Source organism: Pirellulales bacterium (genome assembly GCA_035656635.1).
Classification (GTDB): Bacteria; Planctomycetota; Planctomycetia; order Pirellulales; family JADZDJ01; genus DATJYL01.
Window position 1 is genome coordinate 1 of record DASRSD010000016.1, and the last position, 8,626, is coordinate 8,626.

The window sequence follows — 8,626 nt, forward strand, 5'->3', positions numbered from 1 at the left end:
CAGTTTTTAAGTCGCAACATGTCGTCTGCATGAAATCTTCGAATATGGAACGGATCGTCCCCTGGAATGTTGTAATCTCCATAGGCCGAACACACCGCTTGGTAACCATAATTGCGTGCCATTTGGATTGCCTGAGCATTAAGGTTCTGAGGCATTCCGTAGGGGAAAGCGAAATAGCGCACTGGCCGGTCGATGGCTGCTTGCAATTCTTCTCCTGCGACAATGACTTCATCGTACAGTTGGCGTTCATCGCTAATGCGGCCCAAATCAGCATGGGTGCGGGTATGTGAACCAATTTCGATGCCGCAGTTAGCCATCCAACGTAACTGTGCTAGGGTGTTGGGAACGGCCCGGCCAGCAGTCGCTGTGTCGTGGGCAAATTTGCCGCCTTCCAAGACATGCCGCGAGCTGACAAAATAGGTGCAAGGAATTTTCTTTTCAATTAGCAGCGGGATTGCTTGGTCGCAATTCTCCGAGTAGCCATCATCGAAAGTTATACTGGCGGCTAAACGATCGTTATAACCAGCCTGTATTCGGCGCTGGACCTCGTGGAGAGAAATTAGCTCGCAGTGTTGCTCTAGCCATTCGATTTGCTGCCGAAAGAGACGATTCGAATGGGTCCAGTTGCGGCTATCATCATCGGCAATGCGGTGATAAAAAAGCACGATGATCGGTATGGCGCCTTGAGCAGAATGGCATGCAAGGAACCAGCGCCGATAGGGCAGCGTAGCACTACAATAACTACACAGTAACAATCGGCGAAAGTTTTCTCGGAGATTCATCGTGATTACTTGTAACGTAACTACTCTTGCGTTGTTAAGGATGGAATCCAATGGCTTGTCAATTGCAAGCCGCTTTTAATCCACTGTTTTAGATTTTGCTTGGCTCGCCAGGCATTATGTCGCAGGCGTGCGGATACATGCTGTGGAACTACACGGATCGAAAGCATGGGATGCGGTTCCGCGCGCCAACGCGCTTTGTACTCTTCGTCGCCGCGGAGGAAATCGTAAGCATTTTGTCCTAGCTCAATTGCGTTTCGAATCGATGCCATGTTAGCCAATTCGCCGGGTCTTATTTGGAGCCGATCCGGATCCATTCCGCTCTGATAGGCATACATCACTTTGTCCCCATGCAGTCGATATTCGGCTGCTAAAGGCTTGCCATCCATTTCCAGCCAAGTGAGCGTGATTTGACCATCGGCAAGTAAGCGAGTTGCCACTTCGCGAAGAAAGGTTTCAAACGTGGATGAAGCAAAGCAACCCGGAAAACCGCGACGTTGCCAATTGCGCTGATGCAGATCGATGAAGATGTCGAAGAAGTCAGCGATCTGATTCGGCGCTGTCGCCCGATGGAGATGTACTAGCCCTGATTGAAAGTAGATTTTGTCTGCTCGTCGCAACCGGTTGCGATGAGATTTGGAAAGGATCATCAAGAATTCTTCCCAGGATGGAGGTAGCGGAACGCGCCACAAATTCATTGCGGATTCGGAAGAGACCATATTTCCCCGAACTTCCAACTGCTCCACCAAGTGATAGATTGGAACGTCATTGTCAGCTATGCCGACAAATTCCATGCGGTCCCAGCGACAGTCGCTAGCGAAAATTTGGCGACTATTTGTGCCTTGAGGATAAGCTTGACACCGCTCGTCGGTTGTCAAGTTGTAATGAAATGCTGATCGCTGATTCCGTAACATTAGCCAATCTGCCAGTGCTGTGGCGACGGCTTGTTCTTGCCCTGAACGGCACAGCATGGTGAGGTAGTCGCTGCAAACTTGGCCGTCACCCAAAAACCGAATTAGTTTCGCTCCGCTGCGAGAAACAATCCGGTACCAAGGTGCAATGGCGACCACTTGGTGTTCTTCATCACACACGGTGAGTACAAACAGTGCACGGTCACGTAGAGGCTGGCCATTTTTTCCATAACCATAATGTCGCCACCATGTCTCAAGCCATTCCCAGCGTCTAAAAGGGACGCCGCATGCCAATGCATTCCAATTTTCTTTAAGCGGTGCAAGTGAAGCGAAATCAAAATGGCGATTAATGTGCATGCAAATTGAATTAGAATGAAAGTTTTGGTTTGCGAGTCCGCTTATGATTCCATCGGCGTGATGTTCCTAGAAGACAGGCAACAGGCACATAGTGCTGATTTGTGAATCGCCGTCGACTAGAACCTATTGATCACTTGTGTTGCATTTTGTGCGCCAATGCTCACGGCTACCGGTCTATTCGACAGGCGATTGAGCCGAATATTGAAACATTCGCTCTCAAGTTGTTCAAAGCAAATTGTTTCATGGCATTCGTGCGAATTTCACGGTTACAGTTGCCTGATTGCAGGGGTTGCGATTTGGCAGTGCGTGGTGTGGTGGAAACAAGCTGTGGCAATAGATCAACGCGCCGCCTTTTCAGCGGGGCATTTAAAATGACGAATTCCTTGGCCAAGCCGCCGCAAATATATGTGGCGTGAAGATTTGTAGTTTTTGACGACCCACCGAAATCTGGTGGAAATATCGTCGGCACTGACTTTGCTTTCTAACAGCATCACCCGGCTCGGTAAATCGTTCATTCAAAGGTAACTACGAAGGACACTCTTATGTCGCGGATCAACAAGCCATCGATCACGCCTGCCGACGTGCTTCGCATTTTGCGAGATCATCCTCGACGGTGGATCGCTCCAATATTGATTATGCCGATGTTGGCTGCGGTTTATGCCTTGTTGCATCCTGTCACCTGGGATGCTTCGCAGGCCTTGATGGCCCGCGATGAGGCCATGGGCGCTACTGCTCGTCCCGGTAAATTCCAGCAGCCAGATGACATGAAAACCACACAGGAAACCATTCTGGAGTTAGTTCACAGCCGCGCTGTATTAAGCGGTGCGCTCGCCGAAGTTGGACCAGATGCCAAATCAAAATCTATTGCTTCGTGGCCTACCGATGCAGCTATTGCGGCTTTGCAAGGCCGGGTTAAATTGTCTCCGCCAAAGGGTGCTGAGTTTGGAAAAACCGAAGTGTTTTATTTGAATGCCGAAGCCGAAAACCGCCAGCGAGCGGTTGATTTGACTGCAGCCATTTGCCGACAACTTCAATTGCGATCGCAAGAACTGCGCGATCAAAAAGCGCAAAGTTTAATTGCAGAATTGAGCAAAACGGTCGACTTGGCCAACGGCGATCTGAAAAGTACCACGACAGAATTGACGGCCATTGAAAGCGAGGTTGGCGCCGATTTGGGGGAATTACGTTTGCTAAACGAACTGGGCGGCGGCGATAGCCCTTTGCGTCGGTCGATCAACGAAATGGAGCAGGAATTACGACAAGCCCGACAGTCGATCGATAGTAACCAGGAGCTACTTTCGCTCCTTGAAACTTCGAAGGCCGATGGGCATTCGCTGGCTTCTGCCCCCAACCGCTTGTTGGAGGCGCAGCCCGAATTGCGCCGCTTAAAAGATGGTTTGGTGGACGCGCAACTACATACTTCGCAACTATCCGGCGGCTTGACTGCAAATCATCCCTTGGTGGTTGCGGCTAAAGCGGCCGAGCAAGAAATTACCGACAAAGTCCGTGGCGAGATTGATTCAGCCATTATTGGCGTCAAAGCGGAACTGGGGTTATCCCAGGCTCGAGCGGATGCACTCGTGTCACAACTCAATGATGCCCGCGAGCGGTTGAGAAAATTGGCCGGAATGCGGGCTGAATACGCCAATCTAGCAGCCGAGCGGGACCAACGTGCCGATATTTTGAAAGCGGCTGAGCAGCAATTGGCCGAAGCGCGAGCCAGCCAGGCTGCTGCCCGCACGGCGAGCTTGATTGCGGCCATTGATGCTCCTGTTGCCGGTGACTCGCCAGTAGGACCTGGGAAAGCGACAATCGTTTTGGGCGGACTGCTGGGTGGATTGTTCATTGGTCTGGGCATCGTGTTTTTGACGGTAAATCCGGTACATTCGGAAGCGATTCAACAAGAGCAGGTTCTGAATGTTGCTGTTTCAGATGCCTTCCCTCGAGCTACAAACGGTAGTTCCTCTCATGACGGAAATGACAACTTGGTTACCAAGCGCGATCTATCCTTAAAGCGGGCTCTCCGCAAAGTGGCGCTGGCCCGCTGATGGGGTGCACCTCGTTTTGATTGCTTATTCCTGCCCAAGCGGCGATTGTCGATGGATGACTGCTGGCGGTCACCTATGTTGTTCATCGACATTTGAGATTGGCCGATCCAAAACGGCTGCGACGCGCGGAATGGATCAGTCGGCAAATGAGAATTCCTCTTGTGGGGATGTATTTGCCAAGCGCTATGTTTCAGGACACGAACATTATTGACGGTGTCAATTTGTAGATGTTTTTATGGTAGGAGTTGTTTCGGGCCTTGCGGCAAAAGTCACTCCGATCCAACGAAATTCACTAATTCTTCGGGCAAAAACAAATACCAGGATTGTTACGCAGTCCATTTACAGGCATTTTCTTGCATGGCCACGGTTACTGCGATTCCTCGCGGCAGTCTTTGTTCTAGCCGGCAGGCTGCGCGCCCATCAACACGTTTGATGTGGCTGGATTTTGCGCGGCTCGCCGCGGCCTACAGCATTGTGTGGCTACATACGCCGCGTTCACCGCAGTTGAGTTCATGGAATGTGCTGGGGCGGTTTGCAGTTCCATTTTTCACTGCCGGAGCGGTGTTTTTTGTAATTGATGGGTTACGCCGGCAACCGCATCGCTCGTGGCGCGAATACGCGGTGAATAGATTTCGCCGAATTTACGTTCCATTCGTAGGTTGGAGCCTAATTTATGTGCTGCTCAAGCTATTCAAAAAAGTGGCTTTGCCCGATCAGGCCAATGATTTTTCTGGATTTAAAATTCTGTGGACGGGCACGTTTTGGCATTTGTGGTTTATGCCGTTCGTGTTGGTGGTGACATTGGCAACATTCATCGCTGCTCGGCCGCTTCTAAGACGCAAGAAGCTGGGATGCATTGTGGGTGCAGTCGCGATTCCAGTCGGCTTGCTTGTGGCGTGCACGAATCCGCCAGATTGGGTGGCGGCTGATGCAAATTTTGCACTGCTAGCTTGGCAGGCATTGCCAGCTGCGTGTTGGGGATTTGCGGTGGCGCTGGTTTTTCCCTATGGATTGAAAAGAATCGTCTTTTACCGCACAACAACGTTGATTGCCATTGGTGGGTTCGCGACTCTTGTGGCTTGGCTGGTAGCGTGTGGCCGCAATGACTTCGTGGAGAATCTATCCGGTACGCTGCTGTTCATTGCAGCTTTGCAACCACAGGCGCCTGTTTGGGTTGAGCGCTTCGGAAGGTTTGGTGCCGTGGCATTTGGTATTTATTTGGCCCACCCATTAGTGATTAAAACGTTCGAAGCAGTTGCGACCAAGCTGCACTGGCCAATCACGTGGCCATTGGATTTGACAACATTTGCGATCGCAGCCATCGGTAGCACGTGGCTGGCTTGGGCTTTGGCTCGCTGGCGTCACACCCGCTGGTTGGCGGCATAATGACGCACAATCGGCTCAATGTTGCCGTACCGCAACATTGCGTTGATAAGCGGAAACAAAGTCGTGATATTAAGTTACTGAAATAACGACGTTCGACCAACTTTTCTCTCCGCAAGCCATTAGCCAATCAGAAATTAGCTTGGCTCTGCTGCTGTAGCTTTGGCTCAGGCATGCTCTTTGCCATTAGAGCTGCATGTTAGTTACCCGGTGGCAGACTCATCATCGAGTAATTCTTCCAAAGTGCATCATAAAAGGAGCAAGCATGTTGAAGTGTATGAGCAGGCAGCTCAGCCAATGGAAAAAAATCGCTTGGCATTGCCTGAGCGATGACGCAGGCACAGCAACCCTAATATCTGCATCCCTAACTGTCGAGGAATATACCGCAGCTTTACCAGCTAGATCGTTTGTACCACCGCAAGTTGCGATTCGGCCACGACCGGCCACACAGCTTCCAATCCAACAAACGCCGTATATCTGGGCGGAGGGGAATTTATCGCTGGAATATTTAGCGCTAAAACGCGTGTTGGACATTGTTGGTTCACTGTTGTTGCTGGTGCTGTTATCGCCAATTTTGCTTACCGTTTTAGCGGTTTTGGTTGTCACTACGCGGGGCAAGCCATTGTTTCGGCAACGACGCGTTGGACATTGTGGGCGCCATTTTTGGATGTATAAATTTCGCACAATGCGTTTGGATGCCGACAAGTTGCAATATCTAGTGCGAAACGAAAAAGATGGACCAATTTTTAAGAATCGTTGTGATCCTCGGGTGACGCGGCTCGGACGATGGCTGCGAAAAACCAGCATCGACGAAATGCCGCAATTGGCCAATGTGCTGTTGGGTCACATGTCTCTGGTGGGTCCGCGCCCACCGGTTCCCAAGGAAGTGGCGAAATATAAACCTTGGCAGCGTCGACGACTAGCCATCAAGCCCGGATTGACGTGCCTGTGGCAAGTGAGTGGCCGCAGCGATATCGGTTTCGAAGATTGGGTGCGCATGGATATTTGGTATCTGCGACATCAAAGCCTGTGGACCGACTTCAAGCTTTTGGTGCGAACCCCGCTGAAGGTGATTACTTGCAAAGGGGCGTATTGAAATGGAGTTGTGATACGCCACGCCCGTCCGGTTTTTATGACGTAGAGTTTAAAAAGCGTCTACGCCAATCGTCTTTCTTGTCAACGCGTTTTCAAGCAGTTTGCTTTCCTGAATCTCGGGAACGTTTCTCGTTTTGCTTCTCCGACCACAGAACTCTCCATGGCGGATAATTCGACACTCCTAGAATCGCTAGAATTGCCAATAAGCTCCGCGCTCGAGACTGTACATTCGTCAGGTTTAGAGGCTTCGTGCGTGGTGGGCAGTACAGCCACAGTCAAATCGGCGAAATCGCTGCGGGTTTTACATGTGATCAATGGAGAACATTATGCGGGGGCCGAGCGTGTACAGGATTTGCTCGCCATGCGATTGCCGGAGTGTGAAATTGAAGTTGGGATCGCCTGCCTCAAACCCGATCGATTTCCCACAGATCGTCATTGTCAAACAGCGCCTCTATTCTCCGTGCCAATGCGGTCCCGATTCGATTTGCGCCCGGCTTGGCAATTGGCCCGCTTGGTGCGAGCCAGAGAGTTCAACATCATTCACAGCCACACGCCGCGCACGGCGCTAGTTGGTCAGATTGCGGCTCGATTGGCGGGCGTACCGCTCGTGCATCACGTTCATGGTCACACTGCCACGGAAGTTGGCCGTGGTTGGTTGGCAAGGCTGGCAGCCCACGCCGAGCGAGTAAGCCTTTCGCATGCTTCGGCTATCATCGCCGTATCACCCTCTGCAGCCAAATATATCCGCCAATGGGGAGTTTCAGCGGAGCTAATTCATCTAGTTCGCAATGGCGTGCCGCGGCGCCGAGATTTAGCAAATCGAAATCCGCCTGAAGGTGTTTGGACGTTGGGAATGGTTGCCCTGTTGCGACCACGCAAAGGACTGGAAGTGTTATTGGAAGCACTAGCGATTTTGCAACACCGAGAAACGCCTGTGCGGTTACGCGTAATTGGCGGATTTGACACCCCGCAGTATCTAGAGCAATCGATGCGATTGGCGGATGAATTGGGCATTACGAATCACGTGGAATGGCGCGGCTTTAGGCAAAATATCAACGACGAATTGAATGGACTGGACTTGCTAGTTTTGCCGAGCATCTTAGCCGAAGGTATGCCGATGGCCGTCCTCGAAGCCATGGCTGCAGGCGTGCCGCCTATCGGCAGTCGCGTGGACGGAATTGCCGATGTCATTCGCCATGGTGAAGACGGACTGCTAGTGGAACCGAACGACGCAAATGCATTGGCGAATGCTGTTGTGGAAGTGATCACTGGAAAGCACCGTTGGCAAACGTTGCGGGCCAATGCGCTCGCGAGTCACGTGGAGCGATTTTCGGATACAGCCATGGCCGCAGGCGTGGCTGGCATTTATCGACATGTATTGCGACGGTGAATAACAAACAGAGAACCTCATGAGCAATACCGTTCGTTTATTTGGAATGAAACTTGATGCGGTGCGAATGCCGGAGGCCATTGGGCAACTAGTACACTGGGTTCATAACCCGGATGGAAGGTGCCGCTACGTAGTGACGCCAAATGTCGACCATGCCGTAATGTTCCAGGAGCACATTGGCCTGCAGCGAGCATATATTGATGCTTCGTTGGTGCTAGCCGACGGATTTCCGGTATTGGCGGCAGCCAGGCTTTTGGGTCGAAAAATTCCGGAGCGTGTACCCGGTAGCGATCTTGTTCCGGCGCTATTCGAAATGGCTAACGCAAAATCGACAAGTTTCCCACTGCGCGTGTTCTTGCTGGGCGCAGCGCCAGGAGTGGCGGATCGTGCGGCCGAAAATATTCGCCAACGGTGGCCAGCAGTTAGTGTTGTCGGCACATACAGTCCGCCTCTGGGGTTTGAAAAGAATCAGAGAGAGAACGCCGCGATTCTTGAGCGCATCGCAGCCGTGCGGCCTGATGTGTTGGTTGTTGGCCTGGGCGCACCAAAACAGGAATTATGGGTGCATACCCATCGCCAGCAAATTGCCGCGCCGGTGGCGCTATGCGTGGGAGCAACCATCGATTTTCTGGCCGGCGAAAAACCGCGAGCTCCCATTTGGAT

Annotated in this window: 7 protein-coding genes; 5 read left to right on the top strand and 2 right to left on the bottom strand. The window is 51.7% G+C overall.

Translation table 11 applies throughout. The features are described from left to right. Both VFE46_01150 and VFE46_01155 read right to left on the bottom strand, forming a co-directional pair. On the bottom strand, nt 1-782 hold a 782-nt coding region (locus tag VFE46_01150; GenBank protein HZZ26584.1), incomplete at its 3' end, for a polysaccharide deacetylase family protein. 20 nt (nt 783-802) lie between these two features. Next, nucleotides 803-1,870: a GNAT family N-acetyltransferase gene (locus tag VFE46_01155; protein ID HZZ26585.1), complete on the bottom strand. Its 1,068-nt coding sequence runs from the start codon at nt 1,868-1,870 to the stop codon at nt 803-805. Between the two features lie 719 nt (nt 1,871-2,589). On the opposite strand from VFE46_01155, the gene VFE46_01160 reads away from it, so the two are divergent. The 5 genes from VFE46_01160 to VFE46_01180 form a co-directional block, all read left to right on the top strand. After that, complete coding sequence (locus VFE46_01160) at nt 2,590-4,095, top strand: hypothetical protein (GenBank protein HZZ26586.1); 1,506 nt, start codon at nt 2,590-2,592, stop codon at nt 4,093-4,095. A gap of 432 nt (nt 4,096-4,527) precedes the next feature. Next, a complete protein-coding gene (locus tag VFE46_01165) occupies nt 4,528-5,481 on the top strand; it encodes an acyltransferase (protein ID HZZ26587.1) in 954 nt (317 codons plus the stop codon). Nucleotides 5,482-5,755: 274 nt separating this feature from the next. Continuing rightward, the gene (locus VFE46_01170; GenBank protein ID HZZ26588.1) at nt 5,756-6,574 is read left to right on the top strand and encodes a sugar transferase; all 819 of its coding nucleotides are present in this window, start codon (nt 5,756-5,758) and stop codon (nt 6,572-6,574) included. A 159-nt stretch (nt 6,575-6,733) separates the two neighbouring features. Next, nucleotides 6,734-7,963, top strand: a complete 1,230-nt coding sequence (locus tag VFE46_01175; protein HZZ26589.1) for a glycosyltransferase — start codon at nt 6,734-6,736, stop codon at nt 7,961-7,963. A 19-nt stretch (nt 7,964-7,982) separates the two neighbouring features. Beyond that, nucleotides 7,983-8,626 (top strand): WecB/TagA/CpsF family glycosyltransferase (locus VFE46_01180; protein HZZ26590.1); only part of this gene is annotated, 644 nt, incomplete at its 3' end.